At 41.0% G+C, this 24,021-nt stretch carries 25 protein-coding genes; 8 read left to right on the top strand and 17 right to left on the bottom strand.

Annotation, left to right across the window (positions count from 1 at the left end):
* Positions 1-7 precede the first annotated feature (7 nt).
* The 5 genes from dnaB to rpsF form a co-directional block, all read right to left on the bottom strand.
* Positions 8-1,396, bottom strand: a complete 1,389-nt coding sequence (gene dnaB, locus W03_RS01185) for a replicative DNA helicase (protein ID WP_244070620.1) — start codon at positions 1,394-1,396, stop codon at positions 8-10.
* Between the two features lie 107 nt (positions 1,397-1,503).
* Positions 1,504-1,959, bottom strand: coding sequence for a 50S ribosomal protein L9 (rplI, locus tag W03_RS01180; protein WP_244070618.1), 456 nt, complete (start codon positions 1,957-1,959; stop codon positions 1,504-1,506).
* Between the two features lie 14 nt (positions 1,960-1,973).
* Complete coding sequence (rpsR, locus tag W03_RS01175; RefSeq protein ID WP_244070615.1) at positions 1,974-2,255, bottom strand: 30S ribosomal protein S18; 282 nt, start codon at positions 2,253-2,255, stop codon at positions 1,974-1,976.
* A 27-nt stretch (positions 2,256-2,282) separates the two neighbouring features.
* A complete protein-coding gene (gene priB / locus W03_RS01170; protein ID WP_279599978.1) occupies positions 2,283-2,579 on the bottom strand; it encodes a primosomal replication protein N in 297 nt (98 codons plus the stop codon).
* 23 nt (positions 2,580-2,602) lie between these two features.
* A complete protein-coding gene (gene rpsF, locus W03_RS01165; RefSeq protein WP_244070611.1) occupies positions 2,603-3,016 on the bottom strand; it encodes a 30S ribosomal protein S6 in 414 nt (137 codons plus the stop codon).
* Between the two features lie 319 nt (positions 3,017-3,335).
* Here rpsF and W03_RS01160 point away from each other — a divergent pair, with 319 nt between their 5' ends.
* The 4 genes from W03_RS01160 to W03_RS01145 all read left to right on the top strand — a co-directional run bounded on the left by W03_RS01160 (position 3,336) and on the right by W03_RS01145 (position 6,520).
* Entirely contained in the window at positions 3,336-3,899 is a 564-nt protein-coding gene (locus W03_RS01160) for an aminodeoxychorismate/anthranilate synthase component II (RefSeq protein ID WP_244070609.1), read from the top strand.
* A gap of 26 nt (positions 3,900-3,925) precedes the next feature.
* A complete protein-coding gene (gene trpD / locus W03_RS01155) occupies positions 3,926-4,954 on the top strand; it encodes an anthranilate phosphoribosyltransferase (protein ID WP_244070607.1) in 1,029 nt (342 codons plus the stop codon).
* Between the two features lie 4 nt (positions 4,955-4,958).
* On the top strand, positions 4,959-5,813 hold the full coding sequence (gene trpC, locus W03_RS01150; protein ID WP_244070605.1) for an indole-3-glycerol phosphate synthase TrpC: 855 nt from the start codon (positions 4,959-4,961) through the stop codon (positions 5,811-5,813).
* An 89-nt stretch (positions 5,814-5,902) separates the two neighbouring features.
* Positions 5,903-6,520 (top strand): arginine N-succinyltransferase, encoded by a 618-nt coding sequence (locus W03_RS01145; protein ID WP_244070603.1) that lies wholly within the window; start codon positions 5,903-5,905, stop codon positions 6,518-6,520.
* Positions 6,521-6,630: 110 nt separating this feature from the next.
* Here W03_RS01145 and W03_RS01140 read toward each other — a convergent pair whose 3' ends face one another.
* From W03_RS01140 to W03_RS01115, 6 genes are all read right to left on the bottom strand, one after another.
* Positions 6,631-7,104 (bottom strand): DUF1854 domain-containing protein, encoded by a 474-nt coding sequence (locus W03_RS01140; RefSeq protein WP_244070601.1) that lies wholly within the window; start codon positions 7,102-7,104, stop codon positions 6,631-6,633.
* Positions 7,101-9,371: an ABC transporter ATP-binding protein gene (locus W03_RS01135; protein WP_244070599.1), complete on the bottom strand. Its 2,271-nt coding sequence runs from the start codon at positions 9,369-9,371 to the stop codon at positions 7,101-7,103. The genes W03_RS01140 and W03_RS01135 overlap by 4 nt, the downstream gene beginning before the upstream one ends.
* Positions 9,372-9,594: 223 nt before the next feature.
* Positions 9,595-9,975, bottom strand: a complete 381-nt coding sequence (locus tag W03_RS01130; RefSeq protein ID WP_244070597.1) for a DUF3619 family protein — start codon at positions 9,973-9,975, stop codon at positions 9,595-9,597.
* Positions 9,972-10,544 carry an RNA polymerase sigma factor gene (locus W03_RS01125; protein WP_244073670.1) on the bottom strand — a complete coding sequence of 191 codons (573 nt, stop codon included), beginning with the start codon at positions 10,542-10,544 and terminating at the stop codon, positions 9,972-9,974. The genes W03_RS01130 and W03_RS01125 overlap by 4 nt, the downstream gene beginning before the upstream one ends.
* Positions 10,545-10,731: 187 nt before the next feature.
* Positions 10,732-12,240, bottom strand: a complete 1,509-nt coding sequence (locus tag W03_RS01120) for an EAL domain-containing protein (protein WP_244070595.1) — start codon at positions 12,238-12,240, stop codon at positions 10,732-10,734.
* 112 nt (positions 12,241-12,352) lie between these two features.
* Complete coding sequence (locus W03_RS01115) at positions 12,353-13,399, bottom strand: phosphoglycerate mutase (protein ID WP_244070593.1); 1,047 nt, start codon at positions 13,397-13,399, stop codon at positions 12,353-12,355.
* 221 nt (positions 13,400-13,620) lie between these two features.
* Between W03_RS01115 and icd the strand changes: the two genes are divergently transcribed.
* Positions 13,621-14,871, top strand: a complete 1,251-nt coding sequence (icd, locus tag W03_RS01110; protein WP_244070591.1) for an NADP-dependent isocitrate dehydrogenase — start codon at positions 13,621-13,623, stop codon at positions 14,869-14,871.
* Positions 14,872-15,045: 174 nt separating this feature from the next.
* On the opposite strand, the gene W03_RS01105 is transcribed toward icd, so the two are convergent.
* The gene (locus W03_RS01105; RefSeq protein ID WP_244070590.1) at positions 15,046-15,249 is read right to left on the bottom strand and encodes a cold-shock protein; all 204 of its coding nucleotides are present in this window, start codon (positions 15,247-15,249) and stop codon (positions 15,046-15,048) included.
* A 292-nt stretch (positions 15,250-15,541) separates the two neighbouring features.
* Between W03_RS01105 and clpS the strand changes: the two genes are divergently transcribed.
* From clpS to W03_RS01090, 3 genes are all read left to right on the top strand, one after another.
* On the top strand, positions 15,542-15,862 hold the full coding sequence (clpS, locus tag W03_RS01100) for an ATP-dependent Clp protease adapter ClpS (protein WP_244070588.1): 321 nt from the start codon (positions 15,542-15,544) through the stop codon (positions 15,860-15,862).
* Position 15,863: 1 nt separating this feature from the next.
* Entirely contained in the window at positions 15,864-18,119 is a 2,256-nt protein-coding gene (gene clpA / locus W03_RS01095; RefSeq protein ID WP_244070586.1) for an ATP-dependent Clp protease ATP-binding subunit ClpA, read from the top strand.
* A gap of 168 nt (positions 18,120-18,287) precedes the next feature.
* The gene (locus tag W03_RS01090; protein ID WP_244070584.1) at positions 18,288-19,247 is read left to right on the top strand and encodes a TRAP transporter substrate-binding protein; all 960 of its coding nucleotides are present in this window, start codon (positions 18,288-18,290) and stop codon (positions 19,245-19,247) included.
* A gap of 39 nt (positions 19,248-19,286) precedes the next feature.
* On the opposite strand, the gene W03_RS01085 is transcribed toward W03_RS01090, so the two are convergent.
* The 5 genes from W03_RS01085 to W03_RS01065 are packed head-to-tail and all read right to left on the bottom strand — an operon-like array spanning position 19,287 to position 24,021.
* Positions 19,287-20,228 carry a hypothetical protein gene (locus W03_RS01085; protein ID WP_244070582.1) on the bottom strand — a complete coding sequence of 314 codons (942 nt, stop codon included), beginning with the start codon at positions 20,226-20,228 and terminating at the stop codon, positions 19,287-19,289.
* 14 nt (positions 20,229-20,242) lie between these two features.
* The gene (locus W03_RS01080) at positions 20,243-20,638 is read right to left on the bottom strand and encodes a type II secretion system protein (protein WP_244070580.1); all 396 of its coding nucleotides are present in this window, start codon (positions 20,636-20,638) and stop codon (positions 20,243-20,245) included.
* On the bottom strand, positions 20,632-21,153 hold the full coding sequence (locus tag W03_RS01075) for a type II secretion system protein (RefSeq protein WP_279599977.1): 522 nt from the start codon (positions 21,151-21,153) through the stop codon (positions 20,632-20,634). Before W03_RS01075 ends, W03_RS01080 begins: the two co-directional genes overlap by 7 nt.
* A 10-nt stretch (positions 21,154-21,163) precedes the next feature.
* Positions 21,164-23,458, bottom strand: coding sequence for a secretin and TonB N-terminal domain-containing protein (locus W03_RS01070; protein ID WP_244070578.1), 2,295 nt, complete (start codon positions 23,456-23,458; stop codon positions 21,164-21,166).
* Positions 23,458-24,021 (bottom strand): hypothetical protein, encoded by a 564-nt coding sequence (locus W03_RS01065; protein WP_244070575.1) that lies wholly within the window; start codon positions 24,019-24,021, stop codon positions 23,458-23,460. The genes W03_RS01070 and W03_RS01065 overlap by 1 nt, the downstream gene beginning before the upstream one ends.

The raw sequence follows: 24,021 nt of genomic DNA, 5'->3' as shown, positions 1-24,021 counted from the left end.
ATCTAGGTTAATAATATTCAGGCCGGGCAAAATTTTCAAAGCGCGTGTATTCACCTAAGAATGTCAAATCTACCTTTCCGATCGGACCGTTTCTTTGTTTTCCAATAATGATTTCAGCAATCCCTTTATCAGGCGAATCCGGGTTATAAACTTCGTCACGATAAATGAAGAGAATCACATCGGCATCTTGTTCAATGGCCCCAGACTCTCTTAAGTCCGACATCACCGGACGCTTATTGGGACGCTGCTCGAGACTTCGATTCAGCTGCGATAGCGCGATCAAAGGGACTTTTAATTCTTTTGCCAGAGCTTTTAATGCCCGTGATATTTCAGAAATCTCGGTGGCACGATTTTCTCCTGGACCGGTTGATGACATCAATTGTAAGTAATCCACCACAATCAATCCCAGTTCGCCGTGCTGACGGTAAAGTCTACGGGCTCTTGCCCGTAATTCGAGTGCATTGAGCGCTGCACTTTCGTCGATAAAAATAGGCGCATCGTTTAGCTTGCCTAATGCATGCGTTAAGCGAGGCCAATCTTGATCATCCAAACGCCCCGTACGCACTTTATGTTGATCGAGTTTGCCGACTGACCCCAATAAACGCATGGCAAGTTGCGTACCACCCATTTCCATACTGAATACTGCTACCGGTTTTTTAAGTTCGAGCGCAACATTTTCCGCGATATTTAAGGAAAAAGCCGTTTTTCCCATTGAAGGACGTCCTGCAACAATGATCAAATCCCCCGGTTGGAATCCTGATGTTTTTTGGTCCAGATCATAGAATCCAGAGGCAATACCGGTGATATTACTCGGATTGTCCTGGCTGTACAGTAACTCGATTCTCTCAACAACCTCCTTAAGTAATGGTTGAATATCGACAAAACCTTCCTTGCCGCGTGCGCCTTCTTCTGCAATTTCAAATACCCTTGCTTCAGCTTCATCCAATAAATTAGCAGCGGAACGACCTGCAGGGTTATAGGTAGAATCGGCTATTTCCACACAAACCTTGGCTAGACTGCGCATAATTGAGCGTTCACGAACAATTTCTGCGTAACGTTTGATATTTGCAGCCGAAGGAGTATTTTGTACAATGGATCCGATATAAGCGAGTCCACCAATCGTTTGCAATTCAGCAGAAGTTTCGAGTGATTCGGCTACGGTAATAACATCAGCAGGTTTGTTCTGCTCTATCAATTTGCAAATATGGTGATAGATAAGCCGATGGTCTTGTCGATAAAAATCATTATCGGTAATGATATCCGCAACCTTCTCCCATGCATGATTATCCAGTAACAGTCCACCCAATACAGACTGCTCGCTCTCTAATGAATGTGGCGGCGTCTTATACGTTTCTAGCAGCAGGTCTTGACTTAAACTAACAGGTGCGTGTGCCATAATGGTATTTGAAGATACGGTCAGTCATTCTATCATTGCTGCAAGACAAATAAAAAAGGACTACATCGTACATAGTCCTTTTTAGGTCTTTTGAAAGATTCTATTTTTTAAGTTGCAGTATCACCCAATACGGAAACGGTGATATGCGCAGTGACATCGGTATGTAACGCAATTGACAACGTATGATCTCCCACTGTTTTCAAAGGACCATTCGGCATACGCAACATGGATTTTTGAATATCGAAGCCTTGTGCAACAAGCGCTTCGGTGATGTTAATATTGGTAACCGAGCCGAATAACTTTCCATCGTGGCCGGCTTTCTGCGAGATTTGCACTAATAGCCCGTCTAATTTTTCAGCTAGTGTCTGTGCGGATGCAAGCGATTTCGCCTGTATTTTTTCCAGTTCAGCACGCCTGGCCTCGAATTCAGCCTTGGCTTGTTCAGTTGCACGCTTAGCTTTCCCTTGAGGAATAAGATAATTGCGTGCATAGCCATTTTTAACATTGACAATGTCACCCAGCTGACCCAGATTAACTACTTTTTCCATTAATATGATTTGCATAGCGATTGTTTTCCTCAGTGCTGATCAGTGTAAGGCAATAAAGCTAAAAAGCGTGCATATTCTATCGCGGTACTGAGTTGTCGCTGATAAAAAGCCCGTGTACCGGTAATCCGTGCTGGAATGATTTTTCCATTTTCACTGATAAAGTCTTTAAGAATCTCAATATCTTTATAATCAACTTTCTTGATTCCTTCTGCTGTAAAGCGGCAGAATTTCTTGCGTTTAAATAAAGGGCGATTGGCTTTTTTTTCTCTTTCTTTGTCTTTGCTGTCTTTACGTCTCGTGAAACGTGTCATATTAAAATCCTATTAAACTATGCGTATTTAAATGAGAATTACACTCTTTGCATGTAAAACCAGTTGTGGATTAGCATGGTTTTTTTTGTTGAGAAAACCTTTCAGTTTGACTGAAGCACCCACATTAAATTCAGATACAGTCAAGGCAAGCTGCCCAAGAACAACGACAAGTAACTCCAAAAATACTTTCCTAGGTATTTCGGCTTCCATTTGTTTGGAAGAATGACAAATCGTAAATTCGATCACAGCAGTGCCAGCGGGTGTATAGCGTAAAACGCCAGATTTCACAATTTTCCCACTAATAACGGTTTGATTGCAATCCAATTGTGTAAAATAATAATCTGAAGTTATGCTGCAACGTTAGCGTCACCCTCTTCATCCACTAAGTTAGTACCACCTTCAAGTTCCGTCGTATTTGTATCAGAAGCAATCGATTTATCGCCTTGACGTAGCACCATCACGGATGGCTCGGTAATGGGTCCATTAACACGAATGGTAAGATGGCGCAACACAGCATCGCTGAACTTAAAAGCATTCTCCAGATCACTGAGTGCTTCTTGGTTGCACTCAATATTCATCAAAACATAATGCGCTTTGTGGACTTTTTGGATCAGATAAGCCAATTGCCGCCGCCCCCAATCTTCAACGCGATGAATTTTGCCGTCTTTTGCAGTAATAATACCGCGATAACGCTCGATCATTGCAGGGACTTGTTCACTTTGATCGGGATGAACAATAAAAACGATTTCGTAGTGTCTCATAGATTCCTTATAGTAGCGCCTCCAACTACAGTATTGACATTTCACTTGTATTGTAATAGTGAGGCAAGGTTCAAAATTGCGAAAAGCTATGCATTTTACTGAATACATAGCGCAATATCAAATCTATTCTCGTAACAACCCTAACCCTGATGATAATTAATTATTCAGCAAGAACAACAGTAATCTAAAAATCTCAGTGTAATAATAACAACATGTTTGCTTATGAACTGGTAGAATTTTGCTTGTTTAAGGTTCTTTTGTAATGCATACGATAAAGATAAATGCCTGGCAAGTAATAATAGGTACATAAAGGATAAAAATGCTGTTGGTCATTGATAACTATGATTCTTTCACATACAATTTGGTGCAGTATTTTGCTGAATTGGGTGAAAAGATCGTCGTGTTCAGAAACGATCAAATTTCTTTGAATGCAATTACCGAGCTCAGTCCGGATCGAATCGTTATTTCACCAGGGCCATGTACGCCGAAAGAAGCTGGCATATCGCTTGCGACCATTGATCAATTTAGTCGAGAGATTCCTATTTTAGGCGTTTGCTTGGGCCATCAAAGTATCGGTCAAGCATTTGGCGGTCGTATTGTTCATGCCAAGCAACTTATGCACGGCAAAACTTCCCCCATTTATCATCATGGCACCGGTGTTTTCCGTAATCTACCTTGTCCATTTATTGCCACACGCTATCATTCCCTTGTTATTGAACGTACTTCATTGCCAGATTGTCTCGAAGTAACGGCATGGACTGAGGACGGTGAAATTATGGGCGTTCGTCATAAAACATTGGCCATAGAAGGTATTCAATTTCATCCTGAGTCTATTCTCAGTGAGTATGGACATCAAATGTTGCAAAATTTTCTGAATCAATAAGCCTTATTTGCACTAAAAATCACACAATGTCCCCTCAAGTTGCTTTACAACGCATTATTACGCATCAAGAAATACCCTACGACGATATGGTCGCACTGATGCGACAGATTATGCGTGGAGAGATTTCTCCTGTACTAATGGCAGCCATTTTGTCAGGATTACGCACAAAAAAAGAAACAATTGAAGAGATTACGGCTGCCACTCAAGTAATGCGTGAATACGCCACTCATGTCGAAGTGCGTAATAAAAATTACCTGGTTGATACTTGTGGAACAGGAGGCGATTCTGCGCATACCTTTAATATTTCAACTGCTGCGGCATTGGTCGCGGCAGCGGCAGGAGCGAGTGTGGCCAAACACGGTGGACGCTCGGTTTCAAGTAAATCTGGAAGTGCGGATGTATTAGAAGCGCTCGGTGTTAATTTGAATCAAACACCGCAACAAATTGCATCGAGCATTCAAGAAATCGGCGTCGGGTTTATGTTTGCACCGAACTATCATAGCGCAATGAAACACGCTGCACCGGTACGTCGAGAACTCGGTGTAAAAACACTATTTAATATTCTAGGGCCACTAGCCAATCCAGCGGATGCTAAGAAGCAGGTATTGGGAGTATTTAGCGCTGATTTGGTCGAAACACTGGCGCATGTTTTGCAACGACTGAATAGCCAGCACGTATTGATCGTACATGGCAGCGATGGATTGGACGAAATTACGATCACTGGCAAAACCCATATAGGGGAACTGAAAAACGATACCATTCAAAGCTATACGATTCAGCCGGAAGATTTTGGTTTTCAGTCAACTCCCATTCAGGACATTCAAGTTAACGATGCCGAGCATGCGAAGGCGATGTTGCTATCAGTTCTGAAAAATAAGAGCGGTGCCGCGCGTGATGTTGTTATTTTAAATGCCGGGGCTGCCATTTATGTGGCGGGTATCGTTGACAATCTAGCCGCCGGTATCACAACAGCACAAAAGACCATTGAAAGTGGTGCAGCACTAAAAAAACTGCATGAACTTGTGGCATTAAGCCAGAAAAATACGACGCAATAAAACCATGTCCGATATTTTAAAAAAAATCCTGACTGTTAAAAAACAAGAAATAAGTGCTTCAAAAATAATCAAGCCAGAAAATTTATTGCTGCAAGAAGCGCAATCAGCTCCCTCCCCTCGAAACTTCACCGCGGCTATTCGCAATAAAATTACTGCTGGTCAATCTGCTGTGATTGCTGAAATTAAAAAAGCCAGTCCTAGCAAAGGCATATTACGCGGCCTTGGTTCACCGAACGAAACCAACGACTTTATCCCCGCTGAAATTGCTGCCAGTTATGCGCAACACGGCGCAGCTTGTTTATCAGTATTGACTGATCAGCAATTCTTCTTGGGTAGCCCAGATTATTTGCTACAAGCACGTGCTGCTTGTGAGCTTCCTGTATTACGCAAAGATTTCCTGCTGGATGAATATCAAGTGCTGGAGGCACGTGCGATGCAAGCCGATTGCATTTTATTGATCGTCAGTGCTTTCATGATGGAATCCGGTGAAACCTCAAGTCATCCGAGCAATAAGGCTGTGCAGCGTATGCTGCAATTAGAAAAACTGGCCCATTCGCTGAACATGGCGGTGTTAGTCGAGGTACACGATGCAATGGAACTAGAAATGGCCTTGCAACTAACAACGCCTTTGATCGGAATTAATAATCGCAATTTACGAACTTTTGCTACGACACTAGATTCTACGTTACAGCTATTGGATCGGATACCTTCCAATCGAATCGTAGTAACGGAAAGTGGTATACATACGGTGGCCGATGTTGCTTTAATGCGCGATCATCACGTCAATGTATTTTTGGTAGGTGAAGCATTTATGCGTGCAGAAGATCCCGGAAAAGAATTACAAAAACTATTTTTTTAACTAATTGTCCATAACCGGACAATGCCTTATTTGAGCAATAAACTACAAGCATGCAATCATCTGAATATACTGAGAAAAAATCATCAAAAATGGAATGGTCACAAGTGCTTCTCATCGTTATTTCAACAATCTTTATTACGATTGCAGGTACTTATTGGGTACTTAAAACATATGTGTTTACCACATCGTTTACACCTGTTGAACTCAATGCTAAGGAAGAAAAAAATCTTCAAGTTAAGTTACAGGCGATTGGTTATGATGCAAATATTGAAGACGGCTTTCTAAAACCTGAGGCTTACACGGAAAAAAATGCAGTGCGTGAAATTACCTTCACAGAACGCGAGCTTAATGGGTTACTGGCAAAAAATACAGATCTTGCACAAAAACTAGCCATCGATCTGGCAAACAACCTAGTTAGCGCAAAACTACTAATTCCACTAGAAGAAGATTTTCCAGTGCTGGGTGGCAAAACACTTCGCTTGAATGCTGGTATCGGTATGGCTTATGAGCAAGAAAAACCAATCATTATCCTCAAAGGGGTCAGTATCATGGGTGTTCCCATACCCAATGCATGGCTAGGAGGATTAAAGAATGTTAATTTAGTGGATGAATTTGGTGTTGATCCGGGATTCTGGAAGTCATTTTCGGATGGGGTTGAGAATATTCAAGTATCAGATGGAAAAATCAATATTAAACTTAAAGAGTGATTGAATTTCATAGCAACCACCCATCTGGTGAAAAATCTTTGATATCGCGCAAACTTTAATACAATCACGCAATTTTAATACCCGCCCCAAAAATAATGTCCGCAAATAATTTATAAAAAATGATCTAATAATTTCCGGCTATGGCGATCAAGCGTTGTTCGATCTCTAATCAAAAAATGAATCCCATATTGATCGGCAATCATTAAAGATGATGCGCTTAAACGACGAATATCTTCCTCGCCTTTGAGAACGAAATCAGTGTTACCGCGATCAGTTTCAACAGACCAAGTAGTTGGTGTAATAAAACTGGAAAGTTTTACGATGCGCTTAATTTCAGGAATGAATTCTCGGCTCGCGAGCTCATTTTCAATTAATTCACGAAAATTTTGTGGTAATTCTGCCAAATTTTCTATCCATGCTAACTCATAACCTTGTATATCTACCAATGCAATACCTTGTAACGGACTAGAAATAGGAAACGCACGAACCGGAACAACTTCTTTTTCAATTGAGTTCGATACAGTCGTTAAAACTATTTTCCCATAGGGATTACGACTTAAATGATAATCAAGCACCTGAATCATCTGTACTCCCCCGGTAAGCTATGCTCCGTACTGGTGGAAATGATAGTCGCTGTATCCTCAGTATCAACATTACGCGCCTGCGCTTGATACAAGCGATAATAAAATCCCTCGCGCGCCATTAATTCAGCATGACTACCAATTTCGACAGTTTTTCCGCCGTCAAGCACAACCAACCGATTAGCTTTGCTTAGCGTTGACAGTCGATGCGCAATGGCAATTGTAGTGCGACCTTGCACTAGATTCTCAAGCGCTTTTTGAATTTCTTTCTCTGTAGTGGTATCAACCGAAGAAGTTGCTTCATCAAGAATTAATATGCGAGGATTGATCAATAGCGCACGAGCAATCGATATGCGCTGGCGCTCCCCACCTGATAATGCTTGTCCACGCTCTCCGACGATGGAATCATAACCATGCGGCAATTTTAAAATGAATTCATGTGCATACGCCGCACGCGCCGCCGCAACAATCTCTGACCATGTAGCCGTGGGTTTTCCATAGGCAATGTTATCTGCAATAGTTCCATAAAACAAAAACGGCTCTTGCAGCACCAAGCCGATATGTCCACGGTAATCCGCAATTGACAATGAACGCAAATCATGACCATCAATCAAGATAGCGCCTTCTGTAACATCATGAAATCGACAAATCAGATTAACCAAAGTACTTTTTCCTGAGCCACTATGCCCTACCAAACCAACCATTTCTCCAGATTCAATCGTCAAGCTGACATTATCGATAACACTACGTGTGCCATAGCGGAAACCAACATTTCGCAGCTCAATTCGGCCTTGCGTTGTCTTAAAGGGAACAGGATTCTTCGATTCCGGAATACTAGATTGATGATCTAAGATATCAAAAATACGCTTAGTACCAGCTGCGGCTTTTTGTGTAATGGATACAATCCGACTCATAGAGTCGAGTCGAAGATAAAAACGTCCGATATATGCCAGAAATGCGGTGAGCACGCCCACAGTAATTTCATCGTGCGATATCTGCCAAATACCAAAAACCCAAACAATCAACAGACCGATTTCGGTTAATAATGTCACTGTAGGGGTAAAAAGCGACCAAACCTTGTTAACCCGGTCATTAATTTGCAAATTTCTTAGATTAGCAGCACGAAATCTTTCTGATTCTCTCTTCTCTTGCGCAAACGCTTTAACCACACGAATGCCTGGAATAGTATCAGCAAGCACATTATTCACTTCTGCCCAAATACGATCCACTTTTTCGAAGCCAATCCGCAATCTGTCTCGAACTAAATGAATGAGCCACGCAATGATTGGCAATGGAGTCAAAGTCACCAACGCCAACCAAGGACTGATCGAAAATAAAATGATTGCAGTCATGGCAATCATGATGACGTCAGTAGCGAAATCCAACAAATGAAGCGAAAGAAAAAGATTGATTCGATCAGTCTCGGCACCAATCCTTGCCATTAAATCTCCAGTGCGCTTACCACCAAAATAATTATGCGAGAGGCTTAGCAAGTGTTCATAGGTAGTAGTGCGCAAATCGGCACCGATACGTTCAGAAACTCTCGCTAACATATAGGTCCTTGCCCAACCTAGAATCCAGGCGACGATTGCTGCCACAAGTAACCCGGATAAATAAAAAGTTGCCAACTCGGTATTAATCGGTTCGCCGTTCTGATAGGGTATCAATACATTGTCCATCAAAGGCATCGTGAGGTACGGCGGAACTAAGGTAGCTGCAGTGCTACATAATGTCAGCAAAAACCCAATCAATAAGCGTCCTTTATAAGGCTTAGCAAAACGCCAAAGCCTCAACAAAACCCACGTTGATGGTTTTTTTTCAATTGGTTCCTTAGCAATTGCCCCCCCCGATTCTTGCATTGAATCTCGATAAGGTGCTGGCTCCTGCGTAATCGAATATAAAAACGAATCAGCGTTATTTTGTGCATTAAGTTTTTGTTGCTGTGCGAAACATTCGATCAACTCGTTGATAGCACCCTCTCCGACACGATATCGCCAATATGCAATCCGTTTATACGTATCAAGCAGCTCTAAAAAACCGATACCGGCATAATCGCGCTGTACTAATCTTAGGTCATCTTGAAAATACCAGCTTTGCCATACTTCATCGCCATGCATTTTTGCTATCAAGCGCTGACTAGTCACCGCAACAACACCTTCTACGAATTGTAATCGTGTATCAAGCTCAATTTTGATCGACACAAGTACAACTTCGCCATTGACCAACTGTGACGATAAATCGTCATCCCAATAAGCAGGTAAATAATTCAAGGGTCACACGGAATACATTGAGTGCAATCAGAGCAGAGAAAACTGTCTTTATAAAAAAATCACACTCATATCATTAAGTTTTAAAAGAATTCGTAGAATAATTACAATTAGAAAACTCGATCTACTAATAAAGGAAGCTTGCATCACAGAGTAATAGCTTTTACTGAAGCGTATCAGCTGCTGTAGATTTACCTACCGTAAAATAATAAATCTTAGCGATAAATCATTCTCCATCCAGCCACTCATCAAATTCACTATCAATATAGGCATCTATCGGTAAATCATTAGTAAGTATCAATTTATTCAATGAACTAAATTTAAAACTATGATCTGCAAACTGAGTATAAGCCATACTCGTAAACGTCAACAACAAAGCCAGTAATAACAGAAATTTACCTACGCCAAAATGATTTCCATGTCCACCATAAGCGGAAGCGCTATTTCCAGAGTTAACTATTCCTGAAGCTAGTTGATAGCTCTCCAAAGCTTCCATACGTTTAGTTTGCAACAAAATCAGAGTATTATGCTCGATATGCTCTATAGCGGCCATATCAAGTACATTAGCAATTCTATTGCCTAGTAGATCCTGCTCTTCCTGGCTCATAATTTCACTCCCTTTTCTTTGAGTTTCTTAGCTAACGCATGAATAGCGCGTGAACAATGTGTTTTAACACTACCCTGCGAACAATTCATTATCTCTGCAGTTTCAACCAGATTCATCTCTTCCCAATAACGCAATATAAATGCTTCGCGTTGACGTGCCGGAAGAGTTTTTATCGCATCTTCGATAATTTCAATTAGCTGCAGCTTCTCCAAGCGTGTTTCAGGCTCCCTCCAATCATCTTTTATATCTGGTAATAAACTGTCTAGAATATCAAAATCATCCTGATTTGCATCCGTATCTTCTGGAATGAATGATGAAAACAGCGTTGTCCATAAGGATCTGGTTTTTTGTCTCCGATAGTAATCTCGAATAGTATTCTGCAGTATTTTATGAAATAGGAATGGAAATTCTGCTGAAGGCTTATCAGAATATTTTATTACAAGCTTAGTCATTGAATCTTGCACAATATCTAATGCCGCATGTTCATCCTGAACCGCAAATAAAGCTTGTTTATATGCTCGCCGTTCTATTTCAACTAGAAAATCCGAAAGTTCTTGCCGAGTAGCCAGAGCGTAGCCTTTATGTTTTTATTCAAAATACCTGAGTTAAATTCAATTCTGTAGCACATTTGTTACTCAGTCATTTTAGCTAAGAAATAGCATTGACTCTATTTAGATTTTATTTAATCGTGCTGTGAGCACGATTAAAAAGCCAGTCTATTTCAATCTTCACAAAAATGCGCGCCAAATCAAAAAACTATAAAGGGTTAAGCTCTTCGAAAGGTTGTACCTTAGCCACACCAAATCCTTGCATATAATCCACTCCAATCTCATTTAATTTAGCTACGATATCATCTGTTTCAACCAGCTCAGCAATTGTTTTAATTCCACGCTCGTGCGCTAATTTATTAATAGCAAGCACCTCCTTGAAATCCTCCTCATCGCGCAATATGTTGCATACTAAGCTGCCATCAATTTTAATATAATTCACTTTCATGTCACCTAGTAATTTAACTAAATCTGAATCTTGGGTGAAACTACATAACGTTATGAGGCATCCTATTTGACTTACTTTCTTTGTGAAAGCGATAACTTGTGGTTTTTGGTCTTGCACATCGATGGCTTCTATTTCAAAACAAAGGCTTGATGCCGGCACATTCATTTTTTGCAGTTGAATCTGCACAAACCCCGGAAAACTTCCGTCGTTAAAAGTATCCTTTGCAATATTTAAACAAAAAACATGATTTGCAGCGGCGCTATTAGATAACCATTTAATAATATGATTAACCACCCATCGGTCGAGCTGTGGCATGAGCTTAAATTGTTCAACAAAAGGAAGAAACGAACCTGGCGGCATTTGACTGTTTTCTTCCTCACCCATACGAATCAAAATTTCATGGTGCATTGGCAATACATCGCTCGCTTTGATCGATTTAATATCCTGAAAGAAAAGATTAAACTCTCCTTCTTTAATAGCTTGAGCAACGCGAGTAGCGATTGTTGTATCCGAAGCAGGCCGCAGCACCGGTGATTGCTTTTTTTGCGTATCATTAACCGTTACCTGAGAAACACGGTCAGGCTCTGTTTTATGAGCGGTTTGCTCACCCTTCTTCAATGAAATACGACTTTTTTCCTGTGCAAAAGGCGTATGTATCGTATAAAACCCGACTACTTTTCCTTTGCTATCGAGATGAGGGACAAATTGCTCAGTAAAGATATAAGGAAATCCCTTAGTTGATTTAAGAGTACGTTCATAATGAATAGTCTTTCCTGTAAAAATCTCTTTAGCGCAATTACGAATATCGAGAAAAAAGCCCTCATTTGAAAATTCGGTCAGAAGCTTACCGTCAATCTGATCCGATCTCAATCCAAACCAGCGACGAAAAATTCTGTTGTGATAACGACATCTCAATTCGGCATTGAAGTAAGCCAACATAACAGGAAAATTTTCATCAATGTAAAGAGATTTTATTTTACCTTCCGATACTGTTTTTTCGGCCCACAAGCGATGCTTCATTTCGTTAGTTAATCTTTCCTTGGTAACTAATAATTGCTCAGAAAAACTACTAATGCTTTTTTCCCTTTCGGCGATTTGATAAATTACAATCGCCTGTAACAAAATTAAGCACCCCAACAGAATCATCGACCAATGTTGCTCAATTCCATTGAAAAAATGAGTAATAACCATTAATCCGCACGCAAGTAAAAAAACCGTACTTGCGAATAGATAAGACTTAATATTTTGGATTAAAGAAAACTTTTGCATGGATACCCCTCATTATTTTTACATTCCGAATACTGGTATTATGAGTTCCTCTTTTAAATATCAGGAGCTCATTTAAAGCGCCTTTCTGCTGTTATTTCACTTATTTTAGGTGCTACGCCGATGCTGATAAAGAAGCCATTGGTTTTATCTTGCGCCAAAATTTCCACAAATCACTTGTTGTAATAAAGAAACTTCTAGTTACAGTAGAATCCAAAGTTGTCAAAATAAGCTGATTAATCTTCTTTGCTTCCAGTGCACTATACAGTGGCGTGAACCAGTCTATTTCCATTTTTTTCAAACTTTCGCGCCATCCATAAGCATCTCTATACTGAGCTTTACCATACAAAGCATCCAATATAATTAAGTGGTCACCTGCTGTAATATTTTGTAAAAAATCTTCGCCATTCATAGGCACTTCTTTCCACGCTGCGTTACTGTAGAATGCTAGCGCTCTAAGAAATTCATGATTACCCCAAGCATGACTGAAGATAGATTCAATTCTGGCTTCAGGCATAACCCCTCCCCCCCAAAACCAAACGCTATTGATCGCCAATTCCCCCCTAGATTCTCGTGCCTGATTCATTGGGTGATCATGCAATATCATTTGAATCTCATTAAAAATCTTATGCCAAACAACGCTCTGATTGCCAATTGGCAAGTGGTCATTGATATTTCTACAAGTTACGTCACTTAAGAGAAACGTTTCAAGCTCTGGCGCTTCGGAACAACGCAGATACCAACGATCAGATTGCAATGGTAGTATAAGAACTCTCTCATTATTGAGGCAGCGGTTAATAGTTTGCACAAATTGCTGCGATTCCTCTTTTGAGATTTTAAAAATCTGACTATCGGCCAACATAATATGATTCTGTTCAATGCGTAAATGAACAGGATCTGCACGCATCCAGAAATCCGAATTTGGCAAAATAGAATTCATGCTATCGTTTTGCACCATAATAGGCGCAATAGGCCAATCACATTTCTGCTTATCGACATGAAATGATTTACAAAGCCACGCTTCTAAGGTCTCTGATGGATAAATACTTTTCTCACTTTTTGATAGTATTTTCTCCAACCCAGAAAGTGATAAATCACCATAAATCTCAGGTTGAGAGCTATCCGGCCAAAAAAGATTCGGTATAAGAATCTGTAAGTTCATCGAATTATAAAAAACAGCAATTGAGTTGCACATCAAGAATATTTACGTCATTCTTACGAAGAAGTAAACGAATAAATTTGAACTGATTGAGATAGATAATGAAACAATTCTCTGTTCATACAAAATATAATAATGTATAAATAAAGCAATTTATCCTACTAGGTGTCTAGTTATCAGCATATTAGTTTAAGTATCACCATAATTTCCATAGGATTTCAAAAATGTACCAACATATAAAAATACCCGCTAATGGTAAAAAAATCCAAGTCAATACTGACGGTACACTCAATGTACCCAACAATCCTATTATTTCATTTATCGAGGGCGACGGTATTGGTGTAGATATTACACCTGTCATGCGAAAGGTGGTTGATGCAGCCGTAGATCAGGCCTATTCTGGGCAGCGTAAAATCGCATGGATGGAAATCTACGCCGGAGAGAAAGCCACAAAAATCTATGGATCTGATGCGTGGTTACCTGAAGAAACTCTAACTGCAGCAAAAGAATTTGTAGTATCTATAAAAGGCCCATTAACAACTCCGATTGGCGGAGGTATCCGCTCGATTAATGTCGCGCTGCGACAACAATTAGATCTATATGTTTGCTTACGGCCAGTGCGTTATTTCAATGGCGTTCCCAGCCCACTCAAACACCCCGAAAAAACTAATATGGTAATTTTCCGGGAAAATTCTGAAGACATCTATGCTGGCATTGAATGGGAAGCTGAAACATCATCCTCTCATAAAATTATCGATTTTTTGATTAATGAAATGAAAGTAACCAAGATACGATTCCCGGAAACTTCAGCTATTGGCATCAAGCCTGTCTCAAAAGAGGGTACAGAACGACTTGTTCGAAGGGCTATTCAATATGCTATCGATAATCAAAGACGGTCCGTTACTTTGGTTCACAAGGGAAATATTATGAAGTTTACCGAGGGTGGCTTTAAAAAATGGGGGTATGACCTAGCTGCTAAGGAATTTGGTGCAGAATTACTGGATGGTGGTCCATGGATGAAATTACCCAAGAAATACGGTGAAATTATCATCAAGGATGTAATTGCTGATGCTTTCTTGCAACAAGTTCTGCTAAGACCAGAGGAATCTGACGTTATCGCCACGCTCAATTTGAATGGAGATTACATTTCTGATGCTTTGGCAGCTCAAGTCGGAGGAATAGGAATCGCACCTGGAGCTAACTTAAGCGATTCAATCGCCATATTTGAGGCAACTCATGGCACGGCTCCTAAATATGCAGGTAAAAATCAGGTCAATCCCGGCTCAATCATTCTATCTGCAGAAATGATGCTGCGACATATAGGATGGATAGAAGCTGCGGATACCTTAACCAAGGCAATGGAGAAGGCTATTCAAAACAAAGTTGTAACTTATGACTTTGCGAGACACATGGAAAATTCTCGAGAAGTTTCCAGCTCTGCATTCGGTGACGAAATAATTGATCAAATGAGATAAAACATAGGCATATTTTGAAATACCTTTATTTATCGCTATTGCACAATCGCATAAAAAACCTCTTGTTCTTTGAACAAGAGGTTAATTTCCTACAAATCTTTATGACTTCTGCGTTAACCCTAAAATAAAAAACTTAAATTCAGCCGACGCCAGTTTTCATATTTGAACAAGTAGTTAAACGGATTGGATATTAGAGGCTTGTTTTCCTTTTGGCCCTTGTGTAACGTCAAAACTAACTTTCTGGCCTTCCTTGAGAGTTTTAAACCCAGACATATTGATTGCTGAAAAGTGCGCGAATAAATCCTCGCTACCATCATCAGGAGTAATAAAACCAAAACCTTTAGAATCATTAAACCATTTTACTGTACCTGTTGCCATTTCTACTTCCTATAAAAAACTGGGCCGGAAACCCTAATACTATTTGAATTTCAAGACTATAACGGTTGATGTCAGTACCGCAGAGAACTCGAAGCCAAACGCCACGTGCAGTTTTACGCAAATTCAGCGTTAAAGTCAAGCGATTACAGTGTATTTGTTAAAAATATTACGTCTATCTTTACTAAAAAGCTATTTAAAAATTTTCTCGTAATCTTCAAATATGAAGATAACAATGTACTTTATACTAATTTGTTTAGCAAAATAATAAAAAAATATTATTTATTTTATATTTATGACAGAACAGAAACTGGAAACTGCCACACTAAGACTTAAACAGCAGCAGGAAAAATCTAAAGAAAAAATTCCTCCACTCTATAAAATATTATTATTAAATGATGACTACACCCCGATGGAATTTGTTATTGAAGTGTTAACACGATTCTTTTCAATGAATCAAGAACAGGCAATTCGTGTAATGTTAAAAGTACATACCGAAGGAGTAGGTGTATGTGGTGTTTATACCAGCGATATTGCAAGCACCAAGGTTAAGCAGGTAATTGATTTTGCCAGAAAAAACCAGCATCCACTAAAGTGTGTAATGGAGAAAAATTAATATGATCGCCCCTGATTTAGAAGTTAGTTTGCATATGGCATTTGTAGAATCCAGACAGAAGAGATATGAATTTATCACTGTTGAACATCTACTGCTGGCAATGTTAGACAACACAAGTGCTGTCGAGGTATTAAATGCTTGTTTGGTAGATATCGCTGATCTTCGTGCTGCATTGACAGACCATATTGCGCGTCACACTCCCATCATTAGTGGTAATGATGATGTAGATACGCAACCCACACTGGGTTTTCAACGCGTCATTCAAAGAGCCATACTCCATGTTCAGTCATCCGGCAAAAAAGAGGTTACCGGTGCCAATGTTTTAGTATCTATTTTCGGCGAAAAAGACTCACATGCCGTTTATTTTCTGGAACAAAGGGGAATAACGCGCTTAGATGTAGTCAATTACATTTCACATAATATCCGCAAAGTACCACAAGAAAACAATGCAAAAGCTGCAAATGAAGCAGATAGCGAGCAAGATTCCAATTCTTCTGGATTACTCGAAAACTACACCATCAATCTGAATTATCAAGCACTATTGAATAAAATAGATCCGCTAGTCGGACGAGAAAAGGAGATTGAGCGCGTCATACAAACATTATGCCGTCGTCGTAAAAATAACCCATTATTAGTCGGAGAAGCAGGGGTCGGAAAAACTGCCATTGCAGAAGGTTTGGCAAAACGCATTGTTGAAGAAAATGTTCCGGACTTGCTCTTAAAGCATCAAATTTATGCGCTGGATATGGGAGCTCTGCTTGCTGGCACAAAATATCGTGGTGATTTTGAACAACGATTAAAAACATTGTTAAAACAGCTAACTGATAATCCTTTTGCTATCTTATTTATTGATGAAATACATACTTTAATTGGCGCTGGAGCAGCATCAGGCGGAGTATTGGACGCATCTAATCTCTTAAAACCCATCCTAAACTCAGGGCAATTACGCTGTATCGGGGCCACTACTTATAATGAGTATCGCGGGATTTTCGAGAAAGATCGCGCTCTATCGCGACGCTTTCAACAGGTTGAAATTCATGAACCAAGCGTTGACGAAACAGTAGCCATTCTACGTGGACTCAAGTCACGATACGAACAACATCATAAGATAAAATATACATACAGTGCATTGGTATCAGCAGCTGAACTCTCGGCTCGCTATATCAATGATCGGCATTTGCCGGACAAAGCAATTGACGTATTAGATGAAGCCGGTGCTGTTCAACGAATATTACCAAAATCCCGGCAACGCCGGATTATCGGAAAAACTGAAATTGAGAATGTAGTTGCCAAGATCGCACGCATTCCACCACAAAATATCTCTACCAATGATCGCAATAAATTAAAAACATTGGAGCGCGATATGAAAGCAATTGTATTCGGACAAGATAGCGCGATCAATTCGCTTGCTTCGGCAATCAAAATGTCGAGGAGTGGACTGGGAAATCCACAAAAACCAGTCGGCTCATTCTTATTTTCAGGCCCAACAGGTGTCGGCAAAACCGAAGTAGCTCGGCAACTATCATATGCTCTAGGTATCCACTTGCATCGTTTCGACATGTCAGAGTATATGGAGCGACACGCCGTATCACGGCTAATTGGCGCTCCACCTGGTTATGTAGGCTACGACCAAGGTGGATTACTAACCGAAGCTATAAACAAGCACCCTCATTCTGTATTGCTTTTAGACGAAATTGAAAAAGCGCATACCGATATCTTCAATATTTTATTGCAAGTCATGGATTATGGAACGTTAACGGACAATAATGGGCGAAAATCGGATTTTCGTAATGTCATCATTATCATGACAACAAATGCCGGTGCAGAAGCCTTAACAAAAAACACCATCGGATTTACCCAATCAAAATCAATTGGCGATGAATTGATAGACATCAAGAAACTTTTTACGCCTGAATTCCGTAATCGGATTGATGCAATTGTCTCATTTGCACCTCTCAGCGAAGAAACTATCTTATGCGTGGTCGATAAGTTTCTGATTCAACTTGAAACACAGTTGCATGAAAAGAAAGTTGAAGCGACTTTCAGTGAGCCTTTGCGTAAATATCTTGCTAAATATGGTTTTGATCCATTAATGGGCGCACGCCCGATGGAAAGGCTCATTCAAGATGTTATTCGCAGTGCATTGGCCGATGAACTTTTATTTGGCCGCTTAGCAAATGGTGGCAAAGTCAATGTAGATATTGATGAAAATGACAAAGTAGTACTAATATTTGAGAAAGAACACGCGATCATTTAATCATCATAGTAATTTGCTCGATTGTTCCGTGCTTAGTAACCCATAACCAGCGGTAGAGTCACTGATGTCATGAGTTTTACCTCAAATTTACTTTTATCCGTAGTGTTTTTTTGTGTAACGCTCATTTCATCAACTGTATCAGCTCAAACATTCCATTGGCGCTTAGCAATGTCTTGGCCGGACGGAACACCGATGTTTCACAACAACGTGCACCGCTTTGCCGGCAATGTTGAAAAAATGTCTGCAGGACGCATGCGAATCACTGTCGATTCACCCGGCAAACACAAAGCACCATTAGGAATTTTTGATATGGTACGCTCCGGTGCATACGAAATGGGGCATACAGCATCGTACTACTATAAAGGCAAAGACCCAGCAACCACATTCTTTACCACCACACCATTTGGCATGACTCCCACTGAAATGAATGCTTGGTATTATTATGGCGGGGGTTTGGAACTACTGGACGAAGTCTATGCACGTCACAATATCGTAGCATTCCCTGCTGGAAATACTCATCTGCAAATGGGTGGGTGGTTCAAAAAAGAAATTCATTCGATTTCAGACTTAAAAGGTCTAAAAATGCGCATTCCAGGCCTTGCTGGCGAAGTCGTTAGCAAGGTAGGTATGAAGCCTGTCAGTATTCCCCCTGGCGAATTGTATACCTCATTGGAAAGAGGCACGATTGATGCGGTTGAATGGGCAGGGCCTGCGAATGATGAAAAACTAGGCTTCCATAAAATAGCCCCCTTTTACTATACTGGCTGGCATGAGCCTGGCGCAGAATTACATATTCTCATTAATAAGAGCAGCTTCGACACTTTGCCAGAAGACATCAAGATCATTATCACAGTAGCTGCAAAAGAAGCATCTTTTGACATGTTATCGGAATCATTCTTCCGTAATACGATAGCATGGCAAGAAATGAAGAAAAAAAACGATATTAAGATTCGCACCTTTCCCGATGATGTGTTGCGAGTATTTAAACAAGCAAATGACGAATTATTGAATGAAATAGCCATAAAATCACCCTTAGCAGGTAAAATTATCAACAGTCAAAAAGCTTTTTTAGATAAAGCAAAAGAATGGTCTAGAATCACTGATGCAGACTACCTACAGTTAAGATAGTTAACGTTTTGGCAAGAAACCAGAAGCAGTGAAGCGCAACTACTTTCCGAATGGCGAAACCGCTCCGCTCGCTGAATCTGATTCTTTATTTGCGGATGATTGACCAAAAGGTGAAGCTGAAGATTTAGAAGATGTTCCTGTTCCTCCTTGCGGTGCAAAAGGTGAGGCTGATGTACCAGTGCCCGTATTCGATTTCGCTGGGCTAGTAGCCGCCCCCGTTGAGCTTCCAGGTTTATAAACAAACTGCCAATCTTGATACGTTTTCGCTTCGGAGAATTTTTTGTATTGCTCTGGAAACTGACTTTTTTTGATAGGTTTCTTTTCTGATAAACTATAAACGCCAGTCACTCTCTTTTCCAAGCTCTTTCCAAGGCTTGAACCGATATTCTTTCCAGTTGCGGCATTATTCGTATTCGATGCAGGGTTAGTGGAAGCCGTGCCAGACACAGCAGTCGTACTCCCCGAGGTCGCAGCAGCGGCTCCACCCAATGTCAATGTATTATTATTTGCGCTTGCAGGATTATTAGTGGGCGAAGAAGAACTTCCTAAACCTCCACCGCCCAAACCACTCGAGCTTCCTGTTTGTGCTGTACCTGTCGTCGTCTTGTTTCCGGCAGCAGTAGAATTATTGGTAGCCGTAGCACTTTGATTAGTATTGGGTGGCTCTTCCTCAACAATTCCCCATTCGCTCGTGTTAGTTATCGGATCCACATAGATTTTACGCAGATGACGAACGACATTCGCGCTACGCTTATCTTCCACTAAATCTTCCAGCTTTTGTGGGTATTGCTTGGTACCCGTACTTTGATACGACTTAATCGCAAGGCGAAATTGTTCGCCGATAAACATCAGCTCCGCTTCTTTCTCCCGCAGCGATTTTGCTTGCCAGACATGTGCTGCTGCAGCCATCGATAGACCAGCAAGTGCAACGGTATAAAGCGCCCAAAGATAAACGAATCCTCGCTGCATCGAGTTAACCATAAGTCAGAATCTCTTCACCACTCCTCGTAAAAAGTACCGTCCAAAGCACGTTCCCGGTAACCGCTGTGAACATTGTACACCCCCGAGTCCATAAGATTAGGTGGCGGCAAAACGATCCAAGTTTCTTTGCTTTCGGTAAAAGGATCTATCGGTATGCTCCGCAAATACTTTTTGTCCACCATCTCTTCTAAATCCAATGGATATTTACCGAAATCGGAATAAAACTGATCAATGGCATTGCGCATCATGACAAGATCCTGACGCAAGACAGCTTCTTTGGCTTTCTCTAATGAATTAAAATAACGCGGCGCAACCAAACTCAATAGTGTGGCAATAATAGCCATCACTACCAACAACTCAATCAGAGTGAATCCATTGTATCGATAGCACTTTCCCACTTTGATCACCATTCTTTATAAGGAATGCCATTCAACCCTTTAGCTTCTGAAAGCGAATAAACATCAAAAACATCGTCACCTTCCTTAGGGCTATCGGCTGGACTTTCATAGCTACGCTTTCCCCAAGTATCAGCTGCCGGAGTTGCCACACCGGTGCCGGAAATATCCATCTCAACAAACATCGGATCACGAGGCAAACGCCGCAAAAAATAGATATTTTTTTTCTCTGGGCTTTTGGCATCCGGCACTCCCATTACCAACTCTTCCAAGCGTGGCGGATATCCCGATTGATCCGCTTTTTTCGTGACACGTCCATCATCGCTCGCTTGCTTATAAGCGTCAATTGCATTACGTATTTGCCGCAATGCAGCGCGCAGTTCGATTTCTTTTTCCCGTTGTATCACCAGTTCTCGAAATGGCAGCGATGCTGTCGCCAATATCGCCATGATAGCCACCACGATCATCAGTTCTATTAAAGTAAAACCATACTGCCTTCGCCCAAGCAATGACATGTGGGGAAAAATCATAAGCGCTAAACTATTTGATCGTTATCATCACTGGAGTTGGCAGCGTCACTTCAACCGAGTCGCCAGTCTGAATATCCTCTCCGGTAGCACTCTGCACACTGACTTCCGTCGTGCCAGGATTAGATGCAATTACTTTAAAACGCAATTGCGTCGCCATACCCAACACTTGATCCTGGCCGAGCTTAAGCACGCGCGAACCGGATTTAGGTCCGCCATCCAATAATTCCAGCGTATTCGAATCATAACTGAGCTGCATATCCGAGTTGACGGTTGCTTTTGCACCAACCATGCGAACATTCACCGAAAATTCTTTATCTAATCCGACCGTTGCAGGCCCTTGCAGCGTCAATGTTGGTGGCATGGATGATGCGGCGCTCGCAAATGGATTTTCATCAGCCGATTGCTCCGCCGCGGCAAATGGATTTACTGCAGCACTCCTCATACTACCACCTCCTGCACCTGCCGGCGCGATTGCCAGAGACTGAGGATTGGTTTTTTTAATCGCTACCGGTAATTTACCTGCTTCACTGGCAGTACCAAAGTGATATTCGTTTTCCATATTGGTGGGCCGTGGAAGTGTCCGCACTATATGTGGCGTAATCAACAAAACGACTTCATTTTTTACGCGATCTACCTTCTGGTTAGAAGTCAATCGATCTAATCCAGGAATGTTAAATAATCCCGCAATGCCATCTATTGCTCTTATTTGCCGATTTTCCACAAGCCCGGCTAAAACTTGGGTTTCGCCATCCTTTAACGTTAGCAAAGTTTCAGCATTGCGTGTGCCAACCAATGGTGCAACCGCTTCACCCGGACCTTTAATATCAGTTATATAATTACTAACCTCCAGTGTCACTTTCATGGTCACTTCATTATTCAAACCAATGCGTGGCTCGACATCCAATTTCACTCCCAAATCGATAAAAGTTGGTGTCGAAGTCACAATCGAGTTGATACCCGGCTGTACATTGGCAGTAAAAAACGGCCGTTTCTCACCAACATGGATTTTAGCTTTTTCACGATTGGAAACACGGATTCTCGGATTAGCCAATATATCGCCTGTCGATAAGCTTTGTTTAAAATCAATCGTCGCTTTGTCATTGATCGCAAAAGACCTAAGCCCATGAAATCCAATTTGGCTTAATAACACTGGGCCCGCAAGAGTGCCGGCACCAGTACCAGCAGTTGCAGCGGTTGTAGCAGCCGCGGCAGCAGTGATCTGTTGAGGAAAATTAGGTCCCAAAAGAAAATTATTGTTGCGAGAAATTTCTAGTATGGCGACATCCAATATCACTTCCGGTTCAGCGATATCGTTCAAACTCACAAGGCGCTCAGTCAAACGAATCGCCTCTAAAGTATCGCGCATGATAAACAAGTTCAGTTGCTCGTTGACATAAATATCTTTCGCTTTAACAATCCCTCGAACCATTGCAACCATTTGTTTTACATCGGTATAAGCCACCTGGAAACTTTTTACTACTAACTCCTGATAGTCTTTCAGTTTTGCCGGTGTGTTAGGGTAAATCAATAACGTATTGCTATTTAGAGCCTTATAAGCCAATTGATTAGTAATTAACAATAACTTTAAAATATCTTCAACCGTATTTTTACGTACAAAAATAGAAACTTTGGTTTCTTGCCGAATGTCTTTATCGAAAACGAAATTGATTCCTGCAGTACGCGACATGATTTCAAATACCGAGCGCATATCGGTATCTTTAAATTCCATCGAAATATTTTTCTTAAATGCTGATTCCAATGCTAAATCCGTTACTTCTGGGCGAACCATCATTGAGTTTATTTGCCCGATCAGTTGACGCGCATGCGTTTGTTGTGAATTTTCCTGCAATACTGCTCGCACTATCGTCTCAGCCTGAGCCACATCATTTCGGGCTAAGTGCTCTTTAGCGGTTTCTACGAGAGCTATATGCCGACGCTCAGTCTTAATCGCTTCCAATCCATCTTTGGCACGCTCGTTTGCAGGAAACATATTTAGGATACGTTGATATCCTTTTTCAGCATTCACAAGATCCCCAGAAAACCGATAATTTTCTGCGACAAACAGCAGTTTATTTGCAATTTCGTCAGACAATCTTATCAAAACGGCGCGTATTTCTTTTTCGTCCGGTTGTTCGCGCAGCGCTTGATGGATTTTTTCCAAACCTATTTCATACTGACCTTGCTCGATCAATTTTTGACCTTCGGAAAAATTTTCATTCCTATTCAGAAATGTTTTGTTATTAATCGCGCAACCCGCCACAATCATAACCAAAAGTGTGATAACAATAAATTTCCAAATTTTCATCACATTTTTCCTGCTAGTTTATTATTGATCGTAAGCGTTTGCTTGATGTTAAGCGGTAAATAAGTCAAACTGACACTGTCATCCGTGATGGCATCCAGGCGATATTGCTCGGTGACTTTGCCACCGATTTTAGCAATATGGTTTTCTTTCGCTTGCGACAAGAAAACCCATGTTTGATTGTCTGAAATTGCTTTTCCGGCATATTTGAAAGGTACGGGAGGCGCTGTCGGTGGTGGTGGGGTAAATGCCTTTTTCGCCTCTTCTCTTGCAGCTTGTTCTTCCGGGTCAATAGGCGGGGGCTTAGGAGTCCAATTGGTCGTAATAAATAATTCACCCGCTTTGGGGTTGAATTTTCTTTGACCTAATTTACTCACATCCAATGTTCCCGAAGTATTTTCTTGTTTTTTAGCGGACCTCTCATTGGATGTTCTTGGTATCTGGGTTGGTTCTACAGTACTCACGGCATCTTCCGTTTCATCTTCTTCCACCATGACTACGGCAAGTAAGGTAGCCACGAGCGCGGCACCTATCAATAATTTGCGTTTTTTTTCAGAAGAATCCAT

The sequence above is a fragment of the Nitrosomonas sp. PY1 genome (assembly GCF_022836435.1).
GTDB lineage: Bacteria > Pseudomonadota > Gammaproteobacteria > Burkholderiales > Nitrosomonadaceae > Nitrosomonas.
This window is presented reverse-complemented; position numbering and strand designations above follow the sequence as displayed.